Origin of the sequence: Thalassobacillus hwangdonensis (assembly GCF_042675915.1) — a bacterium.
GTDB classification, from domain to species: Bacteria; Bacillota; Bacilli; order Bacillales; family Halobacillaceae; genus Thalassobacillus_A; species Thalassobacillus_A hwangdonensis.
In genome coordinates this window covers 521903-543774 of the sequence record NZ_JBHTKL010000001.1, presented here as the reverse complement: position 1 = coordinate 543774, position 21872 = coordinate 521903, and the positions used below count along the sequence as shown (strand labels likewise).

21 protein-coding genes are annotated in these 21872 nt (G+C 45.2%); 2 read left to right on the top strand and 19 right to left on the bottom strand.

What is annotated here, in order from left to right; translation table 11 throughout:
- Positions 1-15 precede the first annotated feature (15 nt).
- Genes recG through sdaAB form a run of 3 tightly spaced genes read right to left on the bottom strand, consistent with a single transcriptional unit; the run spans position 16 to position 3636 of the window.
- Positions 16-2052, bottom strand: coding sequence for an ATP-dependent DNA helicase RecG (recG, locus tag ACFQ2J_RS02885; RefSeq protein ID WP_386056405.1), 2037 nt, complete (start codon positions 2050-2052; stop codon positions 16-18).
- A gap of 5 nt (positions 2053-2057) precedes the next feature.
- The gene (gene sdaAA / locus ACFQ2J_RS02880; RefSeq protein ID WP_386056403.1) at positions 2058-2942 is read right to left on the bottom strand and encodes an L-serine ammonia-lyase, iron-sulfur-dependent, subunit alpha; all 885 of its coding nucleotides are present in this window, start codon (positions 2940-2942) and stop codon (positions 2058-2060) included.
- A gap of 31 nt (positions 2943-2973) precedes the next feature.
- The gene (sdaAB, locus tag ACFQ2J_RS02875) at positions 2974-3636 is read right to left on the bottom strand and encodes an L-serine ammonia-lyase, iron-sulfur-dependent subunit beta (protein ID WP_386056401.1); all 663 of its coding nucleotides are present in this window, start codon (positions 3634-3636) and stop codon (positions 2974-2976) included.
- A 211-nt stretch (positions 3637-3847) separates the two neighbouring features.
- Here sdaAB and ACFQ2J_RS02870 point away from each other — a divergent pair, with 211 nt between their 5' ends.
- The gene (locus tag ACFQ2J_RS02870; RefSeq protein WP_386056399.1) at positions 3848-5125 is read left to right on the top strand and encodes an NCS2 family permease; all 1278 of its coding nucleotides are present in this window, start codon (positions 3848-3850) and stop codon (positions 5123-5125) included.
- A gap of 609 nt (positions 5126-5734) precedes the next feature.
- On the opposite strand, the gene ACFQ2J_RS02865 is transcribed toward ACFQ2J_RS02870, so the two are convergent.
- Both ACFQ2J_RS02865 and ACFQ2J_RS02860 read right to left on the bottom strand, forming a co-directional pair.
- Complete coding sequence (locus tag ACFQ2J_RS02865; protein WP_386056397.1) at positions 5735-7405, bottom strand: DAK2 domain-containing protein; 1671 nt, start codon at positions 7403-7405, stop codon at positions 5735-5737.
- Between the two features lie 45 nt (positions 7406-7450).
- Complete coding sequence (locus tag ACFQ2J_RS02860; protein ID WP_386056395.1) at positions 7451-7816, bottom strand: Asp23/Gls24 family envelope stress response protein; 366 nt, start codon at positions 7814-7816, stop codon at positions 7451-7453.
- 255 nt (positions 7817-8071) lie between these two features.
- On the opposite strand from ACFQ2J_RS02860, the gene rpmB reads away from it, so the two are divergent.
- On the top strand, positions 8072-8260 hold the full coding sequence (rpmB, locus tag ACFQ2J_RS02855; protein WP_205092053.1) for a 50S ribosomal protein L28: 189 nt from the start codon (positions 8072-8074) through the stop codon (positions 8258-8260).
- 169 nt (positions 8261-8429) lie between these two features.
- On the opposite strand, the gene spoVM is transcribed toward rpmB, so the two are convergent.
- The 14 genes from spoVM to ACFQ2J_RS02785 all read right to left on the bottom strand — a co-directional run bounded on the left by spoVM (position 8430) and on the right by ACFQ2J_RS02785 (position 21811).
- Positions 8430-8510, bottom strand: coding sequence for a stage V sporulation protein SpoVM (spoVM, locus tag ACFQ2J_RS02850; protein WP_037985670.1), 81 nt, complete (start codon positions 8508-8510; stop codon positions 8430-8432).
- Positions 8511-8563: 53 nt separating this feature from the next.
- Entirely contained in the window at positions 8564-9208 is a 645-nt protein-coding gene (locus ACFQ2J_RS02845; RefSeq protein WP_386056393.1) for a thiamine diphosphokinase, read from the bottom strand.
- Between the two features lie 103 nt (positions 9209-9311).
- On the bottom strand, positions 9312-9959 hold the full coding sequence (gene rpe, locus ACFQ2J_RS02840) for a ribulose-phosphate 3-epimerase (RefSeq protein WP_386056391.1): 648 nt from the start codon (positions 9957-9959) through the stop codon (positions 9312-9314).
- Positions 9960-9961: 2 nt separating this feature from the next.
- Complete coding sequence (gene rsgA / locus ACFQ2J_RS02835) at positions 9962-10843, bottom strand: ribosome small subunit-dependent GTPase A (protein ID WP_386056389.1); 882 nt, start codon at positions 10841-10843, stop codon at positions 9962-9964.
- Positions 10844-12889, bottom strand: a complete 2046-nt coding sequence (gene pknB, locus ACFQ2J_RS02830) for a Stk1 family PASTA domain-containing Ser/Thr kinase (RefSeq protein WP_386056388.1) — start codon at positions 12887-12889, stop codon at positions 10844-10846.
- A complete protein-coding gene (locus ACFQ2J_RS02825; protein ID WP_386056386.1) occupies positions 12879-13646 on the bottom strand; it encodes a Stp1/IreP family PP2C-type Ser/Thr phosphatase in 768 nt (255 codons plus the stop codon). Before ACFQ2J_RS02825 ends, pknB begins: the two co-directional genes overlap by 11 nt.
- Before the next feature lie 70 nt (positions 13647-13716).
- Positions 13717-15066: a 16S rRNA (cytosine(967)-C(5))-methyltransferase RsmB gene (gene rsmB, locus ACFQ2J_RS02820; RefSeq protein ID WP_386056384.1), complete on the bottom strand. Its 1350-nt coding sequence runs from the start codon at positions 15064-15066 to the stop codon at positions 13717-13719.
- Positions 15059-16009 carry a methionyl-tRNA formyltransferase gene (gene fmt / locus ACFQ2J_RS02815; RefSeq protein WP_386056382.1) on the bottom strand — a complete coding sequence of 317 codons (951 nt, stop codon included), beginning with the start codon at positions 16007-16009 and terminating at the stop codon, positions 15059-15061. Before fmt ends, rsmB begins: the two co-directional genes overlap by 8 nt.
- A gap of 17 nt (positions 16010-16026) precedes the next feature.
- Positions 16027-18435: a primosomal protein N' gene (gene priA / locus ACFQ2J_RS02810; RefSeq protein ID WP_386056380.1), complete on the bottom strand. Its 2409-nt coding sequence runs from the start codon at positions 18433-18435 to the stop codon at positions 16027-16029.
- Positions 18432-19637: a bifunctional phosphopantothenoylcysteine decarboxylase/phosphopantothenate--cysteine ligase CoaBC gene (gene coaBC, locus ACFQ2J_RS02805; protein WP_386056378.1), complete on the bottom strand. Its 1206-nt coding sequence runs from the start codon at positions 19635-19637 to the stop codon at positions 18432-18434. The genes priA and coaBC overlap by 4 nt, the downstream gene beginning before the upstream one ends.
- A 98-nt stretch (positions 19638-19735) precedes the next feature.
- A complete protein-coding gene (gene rpoZ / locus ACFQ2J_RS02800) occupies positions 19736-19954 on the bottom strand; it encodes a DNA-directed RNA polymerase subunit omega (RefSeq protein WP_386056376.1) in 219 nt (72 codons plus the stop codon).
- A complete protein-coding gene (gmk, locus tag ACFQ2J_RS02795) occupies positions 19951-20571 on the bottom strand; it encodes a guanylate kinase (RefSeq protein ID WP_386056374.1) in 621 nt (206 codons plus the stop codon). Before gmk ends, rpoZ begins: the two co-directional genes overlap by 4 nt.
- Before the next feature lie 11 nt (positions 20572-20582).
- Positions 20583-20846: an extracellular matrix/biofilm regulator RemA gene (gene remA / locus ACFQ2J_RS02790; RefSeq protein ID WP_386056372.1), complete on the bottom strand. Its 264-nt coding sequence runs from the start codon at positions 20844-20846 to the stop codon at positions 20583-20585.
- Positions 20847-20929: 83 nt separating this feature from the next.
- Positions 20930-21811, bottom strand: coding sequence for a YicC/YloC family endoribonuclease (locus ACFQ2J_RS02785; protein ID WP_386056370.1), 882 nt, complete (start codon positions 21809-21811; stop codon positions 20930-20932).
- Positions 21812-21872 lie beyond the last annotated feature (61 nt).

The window sequence follows — 21872 nt, the reverse complement described above, 5'->3', positions numbered from 1 at the left end:
GAAACCGGAAGGAGCTTAGTCCAATAACTCCTCCCGAATTCCAGCATCATTGTAAAGTGTATCCCTTATTTCTTTCCACTCAGCATCCTGTTCGAATTGCCCACTTTCCAGAGCGTCCGCTGCATCCTGACGAGCTGTTTCCAGCGCACGGTAATCATGGACCATATCGCCGACTTTGAACTCAGGCATTCCACTCTGTTTCTTACCGAAAAAGTCACCTGGTCCGCGCAGCTTCAAATCCTGTTCAGACAGTTCAAATCCATCGGTCGTCTCCGTCATGATCCGCATCCGTTCCTTGCCAATCTCTCCTTTTGGATCAGCAAGCAGAATGCAGTAACTTTGCTTATCACTTCTTCCGACACGGCCTCTAAGCTGATGTAATTGGCTTAATCCGAAGCGCTCTGCATCATAAATGACCATGACTGTAGCATTGGGAACATTCACACCCACTTCAACCACGGTAGTAGAGACTAAAATCTGAATCTCATTAGCAGCAAATTCTTTCATCACTTGTTCTTTTTCATCTGAGTGTAACCGTCCATGCATCAGGCCGACTTTCGCAGCCGGTTCATAATAGGTCTGCAGCTGATGGTAGAGATCCACTGCATTTTGTATATCGAGCTTATCTGATTCTTCAATGAGCGGACAGATGACATATGCCTGATGTCCCGCATCAATTTCCTTTTGGATAAAGCCTAGAACCCTATCCATCATATCCGCTTTCGCCCAATGTGTCTCGACAGGTTTTCTTCCTGCCGGCATTTCATTGATGACGGATACATCCATATCACCAAAAGCAGTGATGGCAAGTGTCCGTGGAATAGGAGTTGCTGTCATGAACAGCACATCAGGGTGCAGCCCTTTTTGTCGGAGCGTCCTTCTTTGATTTACACCGAAACGATGTTGCTCATCAACAATGACTAAGCCAAGATCGTTGAAAATGACTTCATCCTGTATGAGCGCATGGGTTCCGATAAGCACATCGATCGTTCCTTCTTCCACAGCCTCAAGGATTTCTTTTCTTTTTTTACCCTTGATTGAGCCTGTAAGCAACGCAGTATTCAAGCGGTCCCCGAACAACTCCTGCAATGATTCATAATGTTGTTCAGCAAGGATTTCAGTCGGTACCATCAAAGCAGCCTGTTTACCCGCTGTTACGGATGCAAAGATGGAAATAGCCGCAACTGCCGTTTTCCCTGAACCGACATCTCCCTGAAGGAGACGATTCATACGATATGGCGATTTCATATCCTTCAATATTTCAGCAAGGCTTTTCTTCTGAGCATTCGTCAAAGTGAAAGGAAAGGAATCCACAAATCCGGTAAGTCGTTCGTTGTCATAGTTCTGTGCATTGCCTTCTGTGGCTTCCTTCTTCAATTTTCGAAGCAGCTGCATTTTCAATTGGAAAAGCAGGAACTCCTCGTATGTAAATCTGCGTCTGGCATGTTTCAGCAACACTCTGCTTTCAGGGTAATGCATTTGCCGTAAAGCTTCATGACGTGTTGGCAGTTTATAAGCCGATCGCATCTTCTCCGGCAGTATCTCAGGCACGTGGGCACCGTACTCATCCAACGCTGATTTGATCGTCTTCCGCATTTTAGTCATCGTCATGTTTTCTTTCAGTGAGTAGACCGGCTGAATCGGTTCCTGATCATCTGCACTTCCCTTTTTGTAGTTGGAGACGGTAATCTGCAGGCGACGTTGATCCCATTTTCCTGTAACGGTGATCAAATCCCCCGCTTGAATCTGCTTCTTAGCGAATGCGCGATTGAACATAACTGCCTTGATTGCAAATTGTTCCACCTGCAAAGTGATGGTTAGCTTTGACTTCCTTTTCCCATAAAAAGCAAGGGAAGGTTCACCGACAACCTTCCCTTCAATCGTCGCTTTTTCATCGTGCATCAGCTCTGTAACCGGCTTGACTTCATAGCTATCATATCGAAATGGAAAATAAAACAATAAATCTTCTATTGTCAGTATCCCAAGTTCATTCAATGTTTCTTTCAGTTTTCCACCGACCCCATGGACATGATCCACTGGTTCATTCAGCACTTCGCTCACTCTTTCTTCAATGAAATTCCGTACACTTTTGCTTCGAGCTCACGCCCTGTAGGTGTAGCGGCGAGACCTCCCTGTGCTGTCTCCCGCAATGCGACTGGCATCGTCTGACCAATCTTGTACATGGCATCGATAACCTCATCACACGGGATACGACTTGTCACACCTGCAAGTGCCATGTCGGCAGCTACCACTGCATTCGAAGCCCCCATCGCATTACGTTTGACACATGGAACCTCGACGAGCCCTGCAACAGGATCACAAACGAGTCCGAGCATGTTTTTCAGTGTAATTGCCATTGCCTCAGCAGATTGCGACGGTGTACCGCCAGCCATTTCAACGATTGCAGCAGCAGCCATTCCAGCCGCTGAACCTACCTCTGCCTGACATCCACCAGCAGCACCTGAAATGGAAGCATTGTTCGCTACGACAAACCCGAATGCGCCTGAAGTGAACAGATATCGCACCATCTGCTCCCGTGTCGGGTTCAATTTATTTTTGACTGCAAACAATGTACCAGGTACACATCCTGCACTTCCTGCAGTAGGTGTGGCACAAATCGTTCCCATCGCAGCATTGACTTCATTCGTAGCAACCGCTTTACTTACTGCATCCATAAGAAGATTCCCGGACAGCGGCTCTTTTTCCTGCATATATTTCTGGATAAGAACGGCGTCTCCACCTGTCAATCCACTGTGAGATTTGACTCCCTTAAGGCCATCTTCGACCGCCTTTTCCATTACATCCAAATTCCGTTCCATCTGTCCAACTACTTCTTCACGAGTTCTTTCACGGACTTCCATTTCCTGGCGAATCATTACTTCAGATATTTGAATGCCTTCACTTTCTGCCAATTCAACTAGTTCAGCAACATTACGAAACATAATCTAGCTCCTTTCTGAATCGATGCTATTTTCAGTCTACAATTTTTGCGACTTGTAAAATGTGATCTGCTCTTTCCAATTCTTTAAGAACCACATCGTCGACATTCTGATCGACTTCAATCACCATTAGTGCTTCCTTACCTTGTTCTTTTCTTGAAACTTCCATATGACCGATATTGATCTCATGCTTGGCAAGGATCGAAGTCACGGAAGCAATCGCTCCATAACGATCATTATGGATCAGCAATATTGCCGGATGACTTCCTGATAACCGCAGCTCGAAGCCATTCAATTCGGTTATCTCTGCCATTCCTCCGCCGATAGAAATGCCGACAAGTTCCAAATCACCGTCGTCATCACCGATTTTGATCCTTGCTGTGTTCGGATGATCCGTATGCGCATCCTCTTCAAAAAAGCTGACTTTGATTTTCTTTTCTTTTGCTGTTTCGAGGGAACTGCTGATCCTCGTATCGAATGTATCATAATCCAATAGGCCGCCGACAATAGCTACATCTGTGCCATGGCCTTTATATGTCTTTGCAAACGAACCATAAAGATGGACATTGATCCACTTTGGCTCTCTGCCGAACAGATTACGCGCAGCTCGTCCGATCCGTGCAGCACCTGCTGTATGTGAACTGGAAGGACCGATCATGACTGGTCCGATGATATCAAATACAGATTTAAACTTCATCGTTTCACCATCCTATACAAACTATCCCTATTCTATCGAGAAAACGTTTACTTAAACAAGAGTCATTCTATCCCATTTTAGCATAGATCCGCACGATTCGCTTCTTTTCATCTCACAGTTGCCATTTAGGTGAATGCCGTTTATAATTGGATTTTGTGGGTTGTCAGACAACCGGGTGGGAGAGGGCTACAAATTAATAGAGGAGATTCAAATGCTCAATAACCACTCTAACGGAGTGAAACCGGCGAACTGGAAAGATGAAATCGTCGCTGGAATCATCGGTTATTTCACCACGGTCTATATTGTAGCCGTGAATGGCTCAATTTTGAGTGATGCTGGCATCTCACTGGAAAATGGAATGATTGCTACCATCATGGCGAGTTTCGTAGGCTGTCTATTGATGGGACTTATGGCGAATGCGCCAATGGTGCTCATACCAGGTATGGGATTGAATGCATTTTTCGCGTACACCGTCGTTGAAGGAACAGGTATGGACTTTCGCGAAGGGCTTGCAGTCGTCATCGTTGCATCAGCGATCTTTCTTTTCACTGCTTATACTAGAGTAGGTGACTGGCTTAAAAAAGCCATTCCAAGCTCCTTACAGCATGGAATTACAGTTGGACTTGGTCTGTTTCTGACATTCATAGGTCTCGAGAAAGGCGGCTTGGTCGTTCGGGGAGAACACTCTCTGATTGCCTTGGGGAACCCGTCCTCTCCTGTAGTAATCGCGAGTATATTGACCTTGTTCATTGCAATCTTGCTGTTTACACGGAATGTACCAGGAAACTTCCTGATCACCATCATCGTCGGTACAGCTATTGCATATGCTTTTGGTCTTGTAGGTGAACCTGGAAAGCAAGTGTCCATGGACAATGCTACATTCTTCTGGATGCCTTCATTCGCGTCCATTACGGATATCACTTTCTGGATGGCGGTATTCCCGTTAGCCCTTGTGCTTATTTTTGAAAACATGGGCTTGATCCACGGGCAGCTGGATATGCTCGGAGACCAGTCAAAGTTCAAGCGTGCATATAAGGCTACTGCCTTTTCGTCACTTGCGAGCGGATTTCTCGGCACATCTCCGACAGTTTCGTCTGCGGAAAGTGCTGCAGTGATTGCATCCAAAGGTAAAACAGGTAGAGCAGCAGTCATCATGGCAGGTTTGTTCTTGTCCACCATCTTCTTGATTCCTTGGATTTCGATGGTACCGACTACTGCTATCAGCCCTATCTTAATTATTGTAGGTGCGTTGATGGTCCAGAGTATCAAGGAAATCCCATTGGATAAGTTATCCGAATCCATGCCTGCGTTTTTGATTATCGTGATGATTCCATTCACGTATTCGATTGCAGATGGAATGGCGTTCGGTTTCATTGCCTATCCATTCGTGAAGATGGCAGTTGGCAAGCGCAAAGAATTGTCGCTTCCAGTCGTGCTTATCGCAATGATGTTCCTTGCTGATCTGGTGTTACGATCACTCGGACATTGATATATCGCACCATTCTTATAAACATAAGGAACTTCCAAATGGAAGTTCCTTTTTCTTATATTTAGGCGAATCTGTGCATTACATCTTCGAATTAATGAGGGCCATGGCATTATGAGCATTTGGTGCGGCTCGGAGACGACTCGCTTTCCTGCTGGGATGACGTCAAGCCTCCTCGAGCTTTCGCTCTGTGGGGTCTTGCCAGCCAATCTATTCCCGCGGGAGTCTGGCCGTCTCCAAGCCACACAACCGTTTCTTTTAAAACGACCTAATGAATTGAAAGATTTATTACCAGAACCTTGATGTGAAGATTTATTCTATTAAAATCAGATTCCAAACAACCTCAACTAATATTTTTAGTTGAACGGATCATTCTTTGATATGGGGGTTGGGAAAATGGCGAGACTCCCGCGGGAGAAGGAGCTAGGCGAGACCCCGGAAGGCGCTGCCTGAGGAGGCTTGCCAGTTCCCCCGCAGGAAAGCGAGTCATTTGCCCAACACCCATACCACTTCCAAGGTAAAGTCATCTCACTACAAATACATCCTTACATTCAATTGAATTATTTATAAACATAAAAATCCCACACCTTAAGTTGGCGTGGGATTTATTGGTTATTCTACCGAGAAGATGTAAGAATAGATCGGCTGGTCGCCCTGGTGGGTTTCCACTTCGATATCTTCAAAATTCTCTTCAATGAATGCTTCGATCGCTTCCACTTCTTCATCAGTGGCTTCTTCACCGCGAAGGATGGTAAGGATCTCGTCCTCATCTTCATCGATCATCTGTTTCAGCAGTTCCTGTACTGCTTCTATTTTATCTTTATTGGTGGACTTGATTTTACCATCAAGGATCCCCATGAAATTACCGTTTTCGATCGTCATGCCTTCGATTTGCGTATCTCGTACGGCATACGTAATCTGTCCGGTTTTCACCTGTTTCATCATTTCAGACATTTCTTCTTTATTTTCATCCAAAGAAGCTTCAGGGTTGAAGCCAAGCATTGCGCTCATTCCCTGAGGAATGGATTTCGTAGGAACCACGATGACGTCGTTCTCGGAAATATCTGCCGCTTGTTCTGCAGCCATGACAATGTTCTTGTTATTCGGCAGGACGATTACGTTTTTCGCATGTGCTTCTTCGATGGCGTTGGAAATATCTTTCGTGCTTGGGTTCATCGTCTGTCCACCCTGGATCACAACAGTAGCGCCGAGGCTTTCGAACAATTTTTTCAATCCATCACCCATAGCTACTGTAACAATACCATATTCAGCTTTCGCTTTTTTGGCTTCGGCTTTCTTTTCTTTCTTATCGCCTACGATGGAAGTATGCTGTTCACGCATGTTTTCAATTTTCATATTGACCAGGCTGCCGTAACGTTGACCTAGTGTCATCGCCTTACCAGGATACTCAGCATGGACGTGGACTTTGATCAGCTCTTCGTCAGACACGACAAGCAGGGAGTCTCCCAGTTCACTTAGATCCTGACGGAACTGCTCTTCGTCATATGGCGTTTCCTGTAATTTATCTTCTTCGAACTTGACCATGAACTCTGTACAGTAGCCGAACTCGATATCTTCCGTGTTCATGAAATCTTGAGCCAGCTTGTGATGCTCTGCATTTACAAGCTCGTCCATCTTCACATTTTCCTGTACAGCCGGCAGCTCTTCACCTTTCAGGCTCGCAAGGAATCCTTCATAAATGGTTACAAGGCCTTGCCCACCGCTGTCGACAACTCCGACTTCCTTCAGGACAGGGAGCAGATCAGGGGTGCGTTTCAGGGATGCTTTCGATTCTTTCACCACAGTCTCCATGAAAAGGATCATGTCCTCTTCAGACTTTGCAGCTTCTACAGCTGCTTTGGCGGTATCTTTTGCAACCGTCAGAATTGTTCCTTCCACAGGTTTCATAACTGCTTTGTATGCAGTTGTGACTCCTGCCTGCAGGGAGTCTGCGAAGTCCTTTGTCGTCCATGCGGATTTGTGCTCCGCTTCTTTCCCGAATCCTCTGAAAAGCTGGGAAAGAATGACGCCAGAGTTACCTCTAGCCCCCATCAAAAGACCTTTTGCGAATGCCTGAGCTACTACGCCAGCATGGTCCTCACTGACATTCTTGACTTCTTCTGCACCCGAGGTCATGGATAAATTCATGTTCGTACCTGTATCCCCATCTGGTACAGGGAATACATTCAAAGCGTCTATCATATCGGCATTGTTCGTTAAATGTGTGGCACCTGCCAGCACCATTTCGGCGAACGTCTTGCCATCCAACTTATTTACCGTCACGCCCGCTTCCTCCTTCTTCATCTTCTGGCTAGTCTGTTTCTCCAGTTAGTCTTCTTTTGATACTCGAACTCCTTGAATGTAAATGTTGACGGAGTTAACGGATAGTCCGACTGTTTTATTCAATGTATATTTCACTTGGGATTGTACGTTGTGTGCAACTTCAGAAATTTTCGTGCCATAGCTTACGATGATATACATATCAATATGAAGGTCATCCTCTTCCTGTCTGACGACGACACCTTTTGAAAAGTTCTCTTTACGTAAGATTTCAGCAATTCCATCACGAAGTTGATTTTTGGATGCCATGCCTACGATACCATAACATTCTACTGCTGCTCCTCCTGCAATGGTGGAGATCACTTCATTTGTTATTGTTACATGGCCATATTTCGTATTCATATCTACGGACATTAAAATATCCTCCTTCGCCATATTACTTTAGTCATTTCATTATAACATAGGTTTACGCTTAAAGGACTAGCATATTCGCCAACGAAACCGCACACGTATGACTAATTATACCCCCCTAATACTGTGGGGGAATTCCGTTCATCTGTCAAGATAAAATTCTTTATATATTTCATCTGTTATATTGCATTTCCCCATACTATATGATACATTGTATAAGTATTTCAAGATATACATGTAGCACTAGGAGGGATTACCATGGGACGTAAATGTGTTGTAACTGGACGTAAAACGACTTCAGGTAACAACCGTTCACATGCGATGAACGCTAATAAACGTAAATTCAAATCAAATGTACAGAAAGTACGCATTTTGGTTGACGGCAAACCGAAAAAAGTTTATGTTTCTGCCCGTGCATTGAAATCAGGTAAAGTTGAGCGCGTGTAAGACACATATAGAAAAACGAAGGCTTCCTTCTCAGGAAACCTTCGTTTTTCTTTTTATTAGAGGACTCTTAACATGGGGACACACTTACTGAAGTGATCTCCCTAAAATTCCATTTGCTCTATAAATTTCCATATAATCAAAAAAAGCACCATATCAGGTGCTTTTTTTGTTACCCCTTTTTAAAGGTACCGATGACTGCTCTTACGAAGCCACCAATGAATTTTGGGAGTTTAATCGTATAAAATTTCAATGAGTCCCCCTCCTCTTTTCCAAATCAAGTGCGGTCACACTTCAGTCCCAGTACTAGTCTCGGCTCCTTACTATCATAAGTATGCCTTGGTCGAATGAAAAAGTACCATATTCTTCAACAAGCTTATTCGATATGCAAATCGTCGACCCCATCCGTATGGTTTCATCTTCCAAAGGATAATAGAAGCCTTTTAAAGACAAACGCTCCACTTGCTCACTGAGTGGAAGAAAAGATACATAGGGATAATCAGAATCCATAGGGACGTGATAGGTTCCAGGATATCGCAGTTCGATCTGATTCTGAACATCGATCACCCTACCAACGGTGCCCGCTTCCATCAGGCGAGTCAATAACTGTACATTTGTCATTGTATGGTCGAATCTGCCTCCTGTTACTCCAAACAAGAGGATCTCATCAGGTCGCATGTGAATGGCAGCTTGAAGTGCAAGCTCCATATCCGTTTCGTCCTTTTCAGAAGGAAACACTTCCATTTCATCCGCATACTCCTGAACCTGCTTTTGCTGGTCCGGAGAAATCGAGTCGAAGTCCCCAATTGCGAGTTTGATAGGAAGGTTATGCTTCATTAAAACTTCCGCTCCCTGATCTGCGCCGATCCAAACCATTCCTTCTTGCTGATATGCCTCCAATGATGGCACATAATTTGCCGGACCACCACCGACGATTGCTACTCTCTTCATTATATTACTCCTTTATTCCAGTTATGAATCGAATCGGACATGCAGTCATGTCTCCGAAGTTGAAAAATAGCCGCACATGTCCAGTCGGAATGTGCGGCTTCTGTTAAGCTTCTTTTATATCAGCAATTGCCTGTTTACGGTCAGCTTTGTTGAAGACGGCGCTGCCAGCGACAAGTACATCCGCTCCAGCATCAACACAAAGTTTTGCAGTATCTTTATTGACGCCTCCATCAATCTCGATTTCGAATGAGAGGCCCATTTCTTTTCGCCAGTCTGCTATCTGTTTAATTTTTGGTACAACAGATTCAATGAATGATTGGCCACCGAATCCGGGGTTCACGGTCATTAACAGAACAAGATCAACATCCTGAAGGATCGGTTTGATTGCTTCTGCTGGAGTGGATGGATTGATGACAACCCCGGCTTTCACTCCGTGACTTTTGATAAGCTGGATGGTCCGGTGCAAATGTGGAGAAACCTCCTGATGAACGGTAAGGTAATCCGCTCCTGCTTTCGCAAACATTTCAATGTATTTATCCGGATCTTCGATCATCAAGTGTACATCCAACGGCAGGTCTGTCACCGGACGGATGGCATCTACAATCAAAGGACCAATTGTAATGTTCGGAACAAAATGTCCATCCATGACATCGACATGGATATAATCCGCCCCTCCTTCAACTACATCCTGGATTTCTTCCCCTAATTTTGCAAAGTCTGCAGATAGAATTGATGGTGCAACTTTTGTCATAATCAATACCTCGGCTTTCTATTCTGAATTTCTTCCAAGAACAGCAAATAGTGATCATATCTCTGTTGATCGATTTCACCTTGCTTAACGTTTTCTTTCACCGCACATTTCGGTTCTTTGTTGTGCAGGCACCCTCTGAACTTGCACAAATGCTGCACTTCCCTGAACTCCGGAAAGCATTCCGGCAGTGCTTCCAGCTCGATATCCTGGAATTCAAGCGAGCTGAATCCAGGAGTATCGGCGACTAGCCCAGTGCCGATTGTAAACAGTTCAACATGTCGCGTCGTATGTTTCCCTCTTCCAAGGCTTTCAGAAATCGCATTCGTTTCAATGGAGAGTGAGGGGTTCAGCGCATTGAGCAATGATGATTTACCTACACCTGACTGCCCTGCAATCACGGTGATGTTATCGTCGAGAAGCGCTTTGATTTCCTTTAGAGCTTCCTGCTCTTCCATTGATGAAAGGATAACCTGATACCCTGCTTTTTGATACATTTGCCTGCTTGCTTCGATTCCAGCTTCCTTTTCAGGCTCCAACTGGTCCATTTTTGAAAAGATGAGTACTGGATTGATGTGGTTCGCCTCTACTAGTACAAGGAAACGATCAAGCAAAAGCTTGTTGAACGCAGGCTGTACTGCGGATGTAACGATCAAGGCTTGATCCACATTTGCGATGGGAGGCCGTACTAGTTCATTTTTCCGGTCTCCGATACTGTGGATATATCCCTCTTCCAAGTTATCAGCTTCAAAAGTTACCTCATCCCCTACAAGTGGCGTCACTTTCCGTTTTCTGAAAACGCCTCTCCCTTTGCATTGGAATACTTGGCCATCTGAGTACACATAGTAAAATCCGCTTAAAGCTTTGATGATCTTCCCTACACGCATTTATTCACCTTCCTGATATGGAATCGTATCTTCTAAAACAGTTTCTCCATCGACTACAATCCGGTATGCTGCTTCTGTATTTTGTGCGATCAAAAATGTCATCTGGTATGTCCGCTCTTCTGTAATCGTGAACTGGTCCTTAACATTTTCTATGTTATTTTCCATATCACCGATATACACTAGCACTTCCTGTTCGACAGGTTCTTGTTCTTCCGGCGGGGTATCCTCATCCCCTTCACCATCTTGTCCATCTCCATTGTCCTGTTCAGGAGGATCATAAGGAATGGTTACTTCTCTCTGGACGGTTACTGGAGGTTTTTTCTCCTGTCCCTTCGAAACGACGAGTTCGACAGTAGATCCTTCACGTACATCCTCATTTTCGCCAGGTTCATGGCGGATGACATATCCTTTTTCAACCTCATCTGAAAATTCTTCAGTAATTTCTTCATTCAGATTCTTATCCTTAAGCGCAGCAACCGCCTCATCCTGGGACATGCCGATCAATGATTCAAGTTCGACATAGGGTGGTCCTGTACTTACTCTGAAAAATACTCTTGTATCTTCAGGTACCACTTCTGCATCAGCGAGGGGAGATCCATGTTCAATGATCATGCCTTCTTCCACTTCACTACTTGAAACAGGGATGCTTGTAATACTTTCAAATCCTAATGCTTCCAATTCACTTTTCGTCTTTTCAAAATCTGATCCTGTATAATCTTCGAAGATGACTTTTTCTTTTCCTTGACTGGTAATTACCGTAACGGTTTTTCCTTCTTTTATGACACTGCCTTCTTCAGGCTGAGTACTTATGACAATACCCTCTTCTACATCTTCCGAATACCTCTGTTCACGCTCTACATCCAAATTCAGTTTCAACAGTTCGCTGTATGCTTCTTCATACTCCATTCCGGTAACATCGATCATTTCGACATCATCGGGTTTCATCATTTCTGGAACGATGAATAGAGCAGCAACACCGCCGATGATCAATATAGCGAGAATGGAAAGCAGCCACGGCAATAGCTTTTTCTTTTTCTTCTTCTCTTTCTTCTTGTCAGGTGGGCTGTTTGTTTCTCCCGGTTTCTTCGTTGATCCACCATTGGTGTGGATGATCGTCTTATCTGTCTTATGATTCTCGAAAGCTTCTTGCGTTATCACCGGGATTGCTTTCGTTTTTTCCATATCGTCATCTTCAGGAAGAGTAAATGGTTCTTCGTCAAAACGCTCAGGGTCGAGAGCGGTCTCCAGGTCCATCTCCATGTCGTGAACCGTTTCATATCGATGGAATGGATCTTTCGCAGTAGCTTTCAATACAGCATTTTCTACAGTTTGAGGTATGTCTGGATTCCATCTTCTTAGGGATGGTGTGTCATTCTGAAGATGTTTCAGTGCCACCGATACCGCAGACTGACCGGAAAATGGCAGTCGCCCTGTCAACAGTTCGAACATGACGATACCGAGGGAATAAATATCGGACTTCTTCGTAGCCATTCCACCTCTCGCCTGTTCTGGTGAAAGGTAATGAACAGAGCCGAGGATGGAATTCGTCTGGGTCAAAGCAGTTGCGCTCAATGCCATCGCGATTCCGAAATCGGTCACCTTCACTTGACCATAGTGATCGATCAGGATATTCTCAGGCTTTATGTCCCTGTGGACGATGCCATTATCATGGGCATGACTGATCGCAGATGTGATCTGGCTCATAATCTGCAGTGCTTCCGATACTTCGACTGGTCCGTTTTGCTGTATGTATTTTTTCAAAGTCATGCCATCTACATATTCCATGACCATGTAATAAATATCTTCTTCTTCACCGACATCGAATATATTGACGATATTCGGATGTGCAAGACTGATTGCAGACTGTGCTTCCCTATGGAATCTTGCGATGAACTCATCATCGTTGCCATATTCTAGCCGCAGTACTTTGATGGCTACTTCACGTTCAAGAATCGTATCCTGTGCAAGGTAGACATTCGCCATTCCGCCTCCGCCAATCATTTCCTTCACTCGATATCGGTCATTGAGTAGGCGGTTATGGAGCATCATTCATCCCCACTTTCGACTGTTGGGAATCATAATGAACCAATGCCAACGTGATATTGTCTTCTCCTCCACGGCTATTCGCAACATCGATCAGCCGCTTGGCCAATTCCTCAAGCTCGATAGGATCTTTGACAAGAGCATACAATTCTTCGTCACCAAGTTTGTTCGTCAATCCATCAGAGCAGAGAAGTAGTGTATTTCCTTCCTCCCAGCCAAGCGTATGGACATCCATCGAGATGTGCTGTTCTGTTCCAAGCGCTTTCAACAATACGTTTTTCCTTGGATGATGTTCCGCGTCTTCTTTTGTGATTTGTCCCGATCTTACCAATTCATTCACTAAGGAATGATCTTCGGTGACTTGTTTGAAGCCATAGGCATTTGCTAAATAGCACCTGCTGTCACCGATATGTGCAATCGTCACGAAGTCAGTGGTGCAGATAGCGGCAACGACAGTCGTGCCCATTCCTTTACATTCTTCATTTTCTGTAGCATAGGAAAAAATCTCTTCATTTATTTCTTTGATTGCAAGGTCCAGCCAGTCCTCAGCCTGCTCTGGTGTGGTCATTTTCTCAGCTGTCTGCCATTTTTTATGTAGGTTGGATGCAGCCATTTCACTGGCTACATCTCCTGCGCGGTGACCACCCATACCGTCTGCCACAACTGCAAGTGTCTGGTGGTTTGCATTCATATACAAGCCACCAGCGTCTTCATTGTGGTTTCTGACTTGACCTCGATCTGTCAAAAAATATCCGTTCATGGTTTCACCTCATCAAATTGGTTACGTCATCGTAACAAGGTCTGCAATTGCACTGCTGCGCATGCTTCTTCTATGGTTTCCGGATAAGTCGACACAAGAAAAATCCATCCGTATCGAAATCCTGCGGATATAACTGCAATCCATAGGCTGTTAATCCAGGTGCATCTTTCACCTGCCCTGGCAGTTCCTCAAAGAAGTCCGGGTCCACCATAAAATCAGGATGGTTTTTCAAAAACCGGCGGATGACCTGTTCATTCTCTGCTTCGTCTACTGTACATGTACTATATAAAAGTTTACCATCTTTTTTCAACAAAGGAGAAACGGATTCCAACAATTCATCCTGAATAGATGAAAGTGCCAGTATATCTTTTTCCTGCTTATGATATTTGATATCAGGTTTGCCTCTCAGCACGCCAAGTCCCGAACAAGGCGCATCAAGAAGGATCCGATCGAACGTTTCTTTCTCGTGCTTGTCCAGTAATTGCCTGCTGTCCGCTTGTCCTGTCTGGATGATATCCAAACCAAGCTGCTTTGCCTTCTTTGAGACAAGATCGACCTTTTTCTGGTGCAGATCATAGGCATAAATCCGACCCTGATTCTTCATCTTTTCAGCAAGGTGGGTCGTCTTTCCTCCAGGAGCACTGCACGCATCGAGTACCGTCATGTCTTCAGCCACTCCGAGCATTTCACCTGCAAGCATCGAGCTTTGATCCTGGACTGTCAGTACACCTTCATTGAACAATGCGTGTTTCAGGATATTGCCTTTCGTGATGATTAATCCCTGAGGTGACAATTTCGAGATTACAGCTTCATATCCATCCTGGATCAATCGGTCAATGACTGCTTCCCGACTCATTTTTAACGGTTGTACTCGAATCGACATCGGTTTATGGTGCAGGTTTGCCAAGCACATTTCCCTCGTCTGATCCCATCCGTACATATCCACCCAGCGGGCGACCATCCATTTCGGATGGCTTGTTTCTACAGCCAGGCGCGCAATCGGATCGGAAATCTCAGCTACATCAGGCAGCTCACTTCGTTGTACATTCCTCAGCACTCCATTGACGAGTGAAGCGATCCCTTTATGGCCACGTTTTTTTGAGAGCTCTACTGCTTCGTGGATGATGGCGTGATCAGGCACTTTATCGAGAAACTTCATCTGATAAAGCGACATGTACAACAACCATTTGACCCAAGGCTTCAATTTCTTTTTCTTGTCCACAAATTGCTGCATGTAAAAATCAAGCAGATCTCTTCTTTGCAATGTACCATACACGATTTCGGTCAATAGGGAGCCATCACGATCGGAGAGTTCTTTCTGACGGATTGCTTTATCAAGCAGCACATGGCTGAAGCCTCCATTTTCCCCGATGCGGGTAAGCAGATCCAGTGCTGTCTCTCTTAATACGAACTTACTCATGGGATTCTCCTAACTTCTCTCCAACGTTCATGCTGCTTCCTGCCCCGTTCAGAAAGTCCACAGCCGCCATCCGTTTTTTCCCTGATGGCTGCAGGTCGGTTATTTTTATACCATTGCCATCTCCCGTTGCTACGACAAAGCCGTCTTCCTGGATGTCGATGATCTCTCCAGGAGTGCCTTCCTTAATTGCCCCGACTTTTTCTCCCCACCATACTTTCATCGGTTTCCCATTGTAGGAAGTAAATGCCACTGGCCAAGGGTGGAGACCTCTGATGTGGTCATAGATTGCCGAAGCATTACGGGTCCAGTCGATTCTTTCCTGATCCCGTTTAATGTTGGAGGCGAAGGTCACTTTACTTTCGTCCTGAACTTCCGGGGTGATTTCACCATTGAGGAGTTTAGGTAAAGTCTCATGCAATAGCTTTGCACCTGCGATAGAAAGCTTATCATGCAGTGTACCTACATGATCATGTTCTTCGATCGGCACCTTGATTCGGGAAAGCATGTCACCTGCGTCCAGCTTCTCCACCATATACATGATCGTAACTCCCGTTTCTTTCTTACCCTGGATAATCGAATAGTGGATCGGTGCTCCACCTCTAAGTTCAGGCAATAACGAGGCGTGCACATTGATACAACCAAATTCAGGGGCTTCAAGAAGCTTCTTCGGCAAAATCTGACCGAAAGCTGCCGTTACAATCAGGTCAGGCTGATATTCCAACACCTTTTCATATTCGTTCTTAATTTTTTCAGGTTGGAAAACCGGTATGCCATGGTTTACTGCCGCCTCTTTCACTGGAGGTGGTGTCAGCACACGCTTCCTTCCTTTAGGACGATCCGGCTGTGTCACGACTACGACTACTTCGTATCCGTCTTCGATGATTTGTTCCAATACAGGCACTGCAAAATCCGGTGTACCCATAAATGCTATTTTTGTCGTCATGACTAGTAACTCCTCTCTTACATCAGCTGGTATGGTTGAAAGTCGATCGAGATTTGAAGCTGGTCCTGTTTCAACTCATCCTCATAATACTGTAAGATCCGTTTCAACAATTTCCGCTGCTCAGGTTCATGTTTGTATTTTATCATGCATTGGTATCGATATCTATTTTTGATTCTGGTCAACGCGGAAGGCGTCGGACCGAGGGTCACACTCTCCTCGGAAAGTTTCGAACGCATGAAGGCGACGATTTTCTGTGTCACTTCCTGCACTTTCAGTTGGTTCGGATGAGACACAGTTACTAGAGTGATGAAATAGTACGGCGGATAACGGAACGCCTTCCGCAGCTGCATTTCCTGGTTGAAAAATTGATGGTAATCGTAGGTACTTGCAAGTTCGATGCTGTAATGTTCGGGAGTGTAGGTCTGGACGATGACTTCGCCCGGTTTTGTGTGCCTTCCCGCTCGTCCGCTGACCTGTGTAAGGAGCTGGAAGGTTTTCTCTGCTGAACGGAAATCAGGAATATTCAACAATGAATCAGCGGTCATGACACCGACTAAAGTTACATTCTGAAAATCGAGCCCTTTGGCGATCATTTGCGTACCTAACAGAATATCCGCTTCTCCCCGGCCAAATTCACCGAGCAGCTTTTCATGCGCACCTTTTCTTCTTGTCGTATCCACATCCATCCGAACGACACGTGCTTCAGGCAAGAGCTGCTGTAATACTTCTTCGACTTTCTGGGTACCTGTACCGAAATACCGGATCGAATCACTTTCACATTCAGGGCATTCACTAGGCATGGAAACTTCATGGGAGCAGTAGTGACACTTAAGTGACTCCTGTTTACGGTGATACGTCATCGTAATGTCACAATGCGGACATTCGATGACGAACCCACAGTCTCTGCACATGACAAATGTGGAGTACCCACGTCTGTTCAGGAAAAGCACGACTTGTTCTTTTTTTGCCAGTCTATCTTCAATTTTTTCTTTCAACACTCTTGAGAACATCGATCGGTTACCCGCATGGAGCTCTTCTCTCATATCGATCAGTTCCACTTCTGGCATGCTGGCTTCATTCATCCTCTTCGTAAGTGAGAGCATCCGATAATTGCCTTTCTTCGCACGGGCAAATGTCTCCAGGCTCGGAGTAGCACTTCCAAGGATGACTGGACAGTGATGCTGTTCCCCCCTGTAAACCGCTACATCCCTGGCATGATACCTGGGGTTCTCTTCCTGCTTGTAGCTTGTCTCATGTTCCTCATCAATGATGATGATGCCTAACTTAGTGAAAGGAGCAAAAATCGCAGACCTTGCACCGACAACCACCTGGACCTCTCCACGCTGGATCCTGCGCCATTCATCATACTTTTCACCCGCAGATAACGCACTGTGTAAAACAGCCACTCGTGAGCCGAACCTTCCTTTGAACCGTTCCACCATCATCGGAGTCAATGCAATTTCAGGAACGAGCATGATTGCTTCCATCCCCTGATCGATGACCTGCTGGATCGATTGCAGGTACACCTCTGTCTTTCCGCTGCCGGTAACGCCATGTAGCAGCATCACTTCATGTTGTTTCTTCTCTAACACATCGAGGATCGGTGCAATCGCTTCTTCCTGCTCCTCGGTCAGTTCAAACGCCTCGGTACGTTCAAACGATCGGTTTTTGTACGGATCACGGTAGATTTCCTGATTGAATTGTTCTAAAAGCCCTTTATCCATCAATGTCTTAATCGTACTTGCAGTCGTCTGGAATGACTCCACCAGCAGCTTTTTCGGGACAGGTTCCGGTTCTGAAATGAAGTGCTCGATAAGATCCCTTTGCTTATGTGCCGATTTCGTGAGGTCGACCAATGCTTCTTCCAATTCGATCGGGCTTTTGGCAGGCTGAATCATCGGGGTCGTCTTTTTGGACTCTTTGCTTTTCACGATGTACTCAATTTCTATCGAACCATCCTGCACCAGTTTTTGAAGCTGATGATAACTGATGCCTGAACGTTCGAACTCAGTGAAATCGATCCCATCTCTTCCTGCGAATAAACGCTCGAACTGTTCAGGCAGATCTTCCCCTTCGTTTCTCCACACTTCTTTTTTATATTTTGCCTTCAATACTTGTGGAAGCATGACCTGCAGTGCGGAGATACGAAAGCTCAAAGTCTGCTCCGCCATCCAATCTCCAAGGCCCAGTAACTCAGTTGTAAGTACAGGCTGCAGATCAAGCAGTTCTTCCACCGGCTTCAATCTATTGAGATCCGTTTCATCTGTCAGACCGACCACATATCCAAGGATTTTCCTGGGTCCGAATGGTACGATCACTCTCATTCCGGGTTGGATGACCCCTTCGTACCTGTCAGGGATGCGGTAGTCAAATGGACGATTGGTCTGAAAAGATGGTACATCGACAATCACTCTGGCTATATTCAATGGACATCACCTGTAATGTCATGTTTCATCAGACGGAAAATTTCATCAGCCAATTGAGTCTTAGGCATTTTCGGCAAAGGGTGCTCCTGTAATTGTCGGTCGATGTAGGTTGCTGTATTCGTATCATGACCGAACCCCGCACCGTCTTCCTTCACATTGTTTACAACGATGGCATCGAGGTTCTTCTTTTTCATTTTCTTCTTGCCATATTCGATGGCGTCGACGGTTTCAGCTGCAAATCCCAACAGGAACTGGTGCGTCTTCTTTTGTCCAATCGTCTGTAAAATATCGGTGGTACGTTCCATCTCGAGCCTATAATTGCCAGGCTGTTTCTTCATTTTGTCTTCATAAGTCAGCTTCGGTCGATAATCCGCAACTGCAGCAGACTTGATTATGATGTCATGCTCGTTAAACCGCAGATCGACTTCCCTGAACATATCCTCTGCTGACACGACATCGACGCGGTTCACCCCGGCTGGAGTTTCCAACGAAACAGGTCCTGCAATCAACGTGACTTCAGCTCCAAGGTGGGCTGCTGCCGTTGCTAATGCAAACCCCATTTTCCCTGAAGATGGATTAGTGAAATAACGGACGGGATCGATTTTTTCCTGGGTAGGACCTGCTGTGATCAGCACCTTCTTACCAGTAAGCCACCTGTCCTTAGCTACTTCTCCAGCAAGTACTTCCACGATGGTTTCCGGTTCTTCAAGGCGACCCTTCCCGACATATCCACAGGCCAAATAGCCGTCTCCCGGTTCAATGAAGCGGTACCCCCATGCTTCGAGCGTCTGCATGTTCTTCTTCACAGCGGGGTGGGCATACATATGTACATTCATAGCCGGAGCCACATAGACTGGAGCTTCTGTCGCAAGCAAGGTAGTGGAAAGCATGTCATCTGCAATTCCATTTGCCATTTTACCTAGGATATTCGCTGTTGCGGGTGCAATGAGGATCAGGTCCGCCCAGTCAGCAAGGTCGATATGTGCGATGTTCTGCGGATCTTTTTCGTCGAACGTATCTGTATAAACAGGATTTCTCGATAATGCCTGGAATGTAAGAGGCGTGACGAATTCCCTTGCACTATCCGTCATGATGACCCGTACCTCTGCCCCAGCCTGTACAAGCTTACTCGTAAGGGCACTTGCTTTATAGACTGCGATTCCTCCAGATACACCTAATAAGATTCTTTTACCTTTCAGCATGTAATCGCCTCCAACTATAAAACGTTTTCTAACGTTACAAGGAAAGCCGCGCTGCAATGGTCATTACGCGCGGCTTTTTCCTTTGATTTTCGTTTGATTTATTGACGTTCTTGAATATTTTCTGAAAAGCTGTAGTCCAGCTTTCCGTCCTGAATCTCTTCGAGCGCCACTCCAACGAATTTGTGTGAAGTAGGGTTTTCGATCATCGGGATTCCTTCCTGCTGCAATTCGCGTGCACGACGAGCAGATAGAGTTACAAGCGTGTACTTGGATTTGATTTTTTTCTGTAGGGAATCGATAGATGGTTCTAACATCATGATTGACCTGCCTCCAATGCTTTCTTATATTGTTTTGCGACTCTTTCCCGTTTGCAATGTTCACTGACGACGATAGACTGCACTTTTTTCACAGCGTTATCAATTTCATCATTAACGACCACGTAGTCATATGCATCCATCATGTCGATCTCTTCTTTTGCGGTCCGAAGTCGGTTTTTCACTTTTTCTTCTGTTTCAGTACCACGGCTTACAATCCTGTCTTTCAATTCTTCAAGACTTGGCGGAATAAGGAATATGAATACTCCTTGTGGGAAATTCTCTTTCACTTGTAGTGCGCCTTGTACTTCTATTTCAAGGAAAACGTCCCTGCCACTTTCAAGCGTCTCTTCCACATAGTCACGTGGCGTTCCATAATAGTTGCCTACATACTCTGCGTGTTCAAGCATTTTCCCTTCGGAAATAAGCTTTTCAAACTCATCACGGCTCTTGAAAAAATAATCGACACCGTCAACTTCGCCTTCTCGAGGACCGCGCGTCGTCATGGAAACGGAATAACGCAAGTCCGTCGATTGTTCGAACAGCGACTTTCTCACTGTTCCCTTTCCGACTCCTGATGGGCCGGAAAGGATAAATAAAATCCCCTTCTCTTCAATCACTTCAAGTCCTCCTAATTTTCATCCGAAATATCTTCGTGGCTCAACACACGTTGACCTACCGTTTCCGGCTGTACAGCCGATAATACCACATGATCACTATCTGTGATGATGACTGCACGTGTGCGGCGGCCATATGTAGCATCTACTAATTTATTATTGTCGCGCGCGACGGTAATAATACGTTTAATCGGAGCGGACTCCGGTGAAACGATGGAGATGATCCTGTTTGCTGAAACTACATTTCCAAATCCGATGTTGATCAACTTTAGACTCAAAACGGCTCCTCCTAACGACACCCATAAACGACGTGTCCTATCAATAGTTCTATTATATGAGAAATAGTAGTGGATTCACAATCCTATTCTATATTTTGCACTTGTTCTTTCATTTTTTCAATTTCACTTTTGAGTGACACTACCGCATGATTGATTTCCATATCATTCGACTTTGAACCGATCGTGTTGACCTCCCGGTGCATCTCCTGGACGACAAAATCAAGCCTTCTTCCGATTGAACCTTGTTCTTCCATCGTTTTGGCGAAGAGATCAAGGTGAGCATACATCCTGGTCACTTCTTCGGAAATATCGCCTTTTTCTGCGAGCAGGGCGACTTCCTGAAGGATTCGTGTATCCTCAAGCTTCCAATCTTCTCTCACATATTCTTCTATTCTAGTTTTGATTCGTTCGCGGTAATCTTCACTGACGATTTTTCGACGTTTCTCCAGTTCTGCTACAAGGCTGTGAGCTGATTTCAGTCGCTTCTCCAAGTCGATCCGAAGAGCATCGCCTTCCTGTTGACGCAGGCTCGTAAGTACAGTCAACGCATCTTCAAGCGTGTCGATGATCACTTTTCTTACTCGCTCTTCATCCTGATCCACTTCCTGTATTTGAAAAAGATCTTCCAACTTTGTAACGATATCAATCGACATGGTACCAGTCAAGTCGTACCGATCTTTAATTTCCTGGAGATGCTTCACATATTGGTCGACCAGGTCCCAGTCCACTTCAAGCTTCTTTTCTACTAGATCCTTTCCCTCTATTGTAACAAAAATATCTACTCTTCCGCGCAGAATATGATTGGTTACCAGCTTTTTCATCGTATCTTCAAGGAATAATAGATTTCTTGGCATCTTCGTGGACAGATCAAGAAAACGGTGGTTCACCGAACGGACTTCGACCGTCAACCTCCCGTCCCCGACTTGTGAAACAGAACGACCATAACCAGTCATACTTGTAACCATTACGTTCACATCCAATCCTTATCTTGTATCCATCACCATTCTATCAAAATCGGCGGATGAC

Excerpts from the sequence above, each read along its gene's own strand:
- sdaAA (WP_386056403.1), bottom strand. The coding sequence starts at position 2,942 with ATGTTTCGTAATGTTGCTGAACTAGTTGAATTGGCAGAAAGTGAAGGC.
- sdaAB (WP_386056401.1), bottom strand. The coding sequence starts at position 3,636 with ATGAAGTTTAAATCTGTATTTGATATCATCGGACCAGTCATGATCGGT.
- ACFQ2J_RS02870 (WP_386056399.1), top strand. The coding sequence starts at position 3,848 with ATGCTCAATAACCACTCTAACGGAGTGAAACCGGCGAACTGGAAAGAT.
- ACFQ2J_RS02860 (WP_386056395.1), bottom strand. The coding sequence starts at position 7,816 with ATGTCCGTAGATATGAATACGAAATATGGCCATGTAACAATAACAAAT.
- rpmB (WP_205092053.1), top strand. The coding sequence starts at position 8,072 with ATGGGACGTAAATGTGTTGTAACTGGACGTAAAACGACTTCAGGTAAC.
- ACFQ2J_RS02845 (WP_386056393.1), bottom strand. The coding sequence starts at position 9,208 with ATGAAGAGAGTAGCAATCGTCGGTGGTGGTCCGGCAAATTATGTGCCA.
- rpe (WP_386056391.1), bottom strand. The coding sequence starts at position 9,959 with ATGACAAAAGTTGCACCATCAATTCTATCTGCAGACTTTGCAAAATTA.
- rsgA (WP_386056389.1), bottom strand. The coding sequence starts at position 10,843 with ATGCGTGTAGGGAAGATCATCAAAGCTTTAAGCGGATTTTACTATGTG.
- pknB (WP_386056388.1), bottom strand. The coding sequence starts at position 12,889 with ATGCTCCATAACCGCCTACTCAATGACCGATATCGAGTGAAGGAAATG.
- ACFQ2J_RS02825 (WP_386056386.1), bottom strand. The coding sequence starts at position 13,646 with ATGAACGGATATTTTTTGACAGATCGAGGTCAAGTCAGAAACCACAAT.
- rsmB (WP_386056384.1), bottom strand. The coding sequence starts at position 15,066 with ATGAGTAAGTTCGTATTAAGAGAGACAGCACTGGATCTGCTTACCCGC.
- fmt (WP_386056382.1), bottom strand. The coding sequence starts at position 16,009 with ATGACGACAAAAATAGCATTTATGGGTACACCGGATTTTGCAGTGCCT.
- coaBC (WP_386056378.1), bottom strand. The coding sequence starts at position 19,637 with ATGCTGAAAGGTAAAAGAATCTTATTAGGTGTATCTGGAGGAATCGCA.
- rpoZ (WP_386056376.1), bottom strand. The coding sequence starts at position 19,954 with ATGATGTTAGAACCATCTATCGATTCCCTACAGAAAAAAATCAAATCC.
- ACFQ2J_RS02785 (WP_386056370.1), bottom strand. The coding sequence starts at position 21,811 with ATGGTTACAAGTATGACTGGTTATGGTCGTTCTGTTTCACAAGTCGGG.